The organism is uncultured Eudoraea sp. (assembly GCF_947258525.1).
Classification (GTDB): domain Bacteria; phylum Bacteroidota; class Bacteroidia; order Flavobacteriales; family Flavobacteriaceae; genus Eudoraea.
Map to the genome: position 1 here is coordinate 1 of NZ_CAMYIP010000087.1, position 2844 is coordinate 2844.

Sequence of the window (2844 nt, forward strand, 5' to 3'; positions counted from 1 at the left end):
TGATGGCACGGCAAACTGCAGTACAACAAAGGTCACTGAACTCCCGGAGTATATAGTAACTTTTAAAAACGGTTCTCTTTCGGTTGCTAAAAAGGATCTTACCATAATTCCCGAACCGGTTGTAACAACTTACGGGGAGGCCATTATTCTGGATTTGAATTATAACTATGATACAACAGGAATATCAAATAATACAGATTTCCTGGCCAATATTTCGGAAGCACACAATACAACATTTTTTAAAGATAATACATTGGCACTAATAAACCGTTTTGTGGCCGTTGTCAACGGAGAAAATCTATTGGACCTCCTGGATGGCGGAAGTTGGATGGCTACTGAAAATACCATCAGCAATAGATTTGTAGCCGTTGTGAACGAAATGGACCTGATAGACGTGGAAGTAGAAGATTTCGCCAATTATTTTGAAAACCGTTTTGTCGCCGTGGTAAATCGCTTCGTAGCAGTTGTAAATGGGGAAGATTTGTTAACTGGGGAAGTAGCTTTTGAAAACCGTTTTGTCGCCGTCGTAAATGAAGGCGATCTGGGTGTTGGAGATGATGGGAACGATTATTCTCGGGTATTTGCGCTCTTAAATGCTGATGATGATTCGGAAACCGGAGGCAGTGTGTCCACATTCTATTCTTTAAACCTTATCACAGGGCTAGATGTAACACCGGAGCCGGAAGTGCATTATTCATATCCAGGCGCCTATTTTGCACCCATCGGAGCTAATTTCAATATAACATATGATTCCAGCACCATAATGGTTAATCCTGCCACCTTAACGGTTGAAACGGGAGATCTGATCATAGATCAGGGGTCAATCATAGACACTTCTCTGATAAGTACTACCATTGAGGGATATAAGTATGATGAAACGCAGGACGATGTTTTCCCAGAGGGTATTTCGTATATTTTTGAAGATGCTAATGGAGTGGAATATACCGAGGGTGCTTCAGGTGTCTATTTTATCAGGATCGAGGAGCCACAGAATTACACGATATCTGAAGATGATAGCCAGTTCGGGGTATTGTATGTAAACCCAACCGGCAATAACCTCCGTAAAATTAGAACCTACCTGGACTGTGTGGAAGAAAATTTCAGTGATCCGGACGGCTTATTTTATATTGCCAATTACCGTTATGAGAATCCAAATGATGAGACCATTTATATTGCCGTAGGGCCGGAAAACCAATTAACCGGCACCGCCCCATATCTGGGGGAGCTACCTTTTATTTTCTTGCCAGGTGAAGGCATCTTCCAAATACGATTTGATGGCAGTGACGGGAAAATCCTGAAATGGGAGCTCACCAGCAGGAACAGTACACACAAAAGTTCTACGACTTCCAGTGCCAATGCCAATTCCAATAAATGTGATTCGGGCATTGCTGGCACAAGCATATCTTTCGTGTTGTACCCCAATCCGGTGAGCGGACTGTTGTACATTGATCAGAATGTTTCGGAGGTGGTTACCCTGGATATCTTTGATTTCTATGGGATTTTATATCTTAACACCACCTTAGATGGCAGAAATGGCCCAATTACTCATGAGATAAATATGGCCGGCTATCCAGAGGGAATGTATTTTATAAGGATCACTACCAAGGACGATGTGCACGTTTATACGGTGGTAAAAGACTAATTATAGGAAGCTATATGAGTTTATTGGCAAATAAAAAATTCTGTATTACCCTATTATGTGCCTTATTATTTAAGGCAGGTCCCCTTATATCCCAAATATCTGAAATAGACAGCCTTAAAAGGTTAGTTAAAGAGGGTTCTCAGGATACTACTCAGGTAATCATTCTGAATGCCTTAAGTGTGGCAATCCTTCAAAATGAGGATATTTCAGGTTCGCTAAAAATTTCTAGAGAAGCCAGTTCACTTGCTGATGAGTTAGGCTATTTAAGAGGGAAGGCTTATGCGGAAAAGAATATAGGGATGGCCTATTACTATCAGGGAGATTACATACAAGTTCTCGAACACTGGACAAAATCTCTTGAAATATTTGAAACCATTGAGGATCCACAGGGTATATCGAACATGGCAAATAATTTAGGGGCCGTATACTATAGCCAGGGAAGTAATACCAAGGCGATTGATTTTTATCTGAGATCTTTAAGCATAGCTCAAAAAATACAGGATACCCTGAGGATTACTTCAGCCTTGTTAAATATTGGAGGCGTCTATGGGGATACCCCCAAAGACTATGACAAGGCTCTGGAATACTTTAATCGCATCCCAAAGTTTTTACCTGCTTTAGATGATCCCCAAATTACTACCTCTTTCTCGATGGGTATAGGTGAAATATACCTTCTGCAGGGGAAATACGAAGATGCTTTGCAATACTATCAGGATGCATTACAATTGACCCGTAATACCGCAGATTATTCTAACAATCTTACAAAATTGGGTATAGTGGAATTTAAAATGGGTGATAAACAAAAGGCTATTGCTTTCCTGGATCAGGCCTACCAAAATGCTAAAGAGACCAATCAACAACTGTATATGGTTCAAGCCCTGATTGAACTTGGAAAGGTTTACCAGAACAATAACTTTCCAAAGGCTTTAAAGGCATTTCAGGAAGCTGAATCACTAGCCAATGCAATGGAAATTAAATTTGAACTTAAGGATATTTATAAGGGCCTTTCTCAGGTATACGCAGATCAGGGTGACTATATCAATGCTTTTAAATATCAAACCCAATTAATTGCCAAGAAAGATTCTCTATTTAATCTAGAAACCGATGATAAGATCCGAGGGCTCCAATTTGAATTTGACCTTGAAAAGAAAGAAGATGAAATAGGGTTGTTAGAGCAGCAAGCACAAATTGCTGACTTACAG

2 protein-coding genes are annotated in these 2844 nt (G+C 40.2%); both read left to right on the plus strand.

The annotated features are described in order from the left end of the window. Positions 1–1642, plus strand: a 1642-nt coding sequence (locus Q0X89_RS06955; protein ID WP_297692508.1) for a T9SS type A sorting domain-containing protein, incomplete at its 5' end; no start/stop codon positions are given. 14 nt (positions 1643–1656) lie between these two features. Further along, positions 1657–2844, plus strand: a 1188-nt coding sequence (locus Q0X89_RS06960) for a tetratricopeptide repeat protein (protein ID WP_297692510.1), incomplete at its 3' end; no start/stop codon positions are given.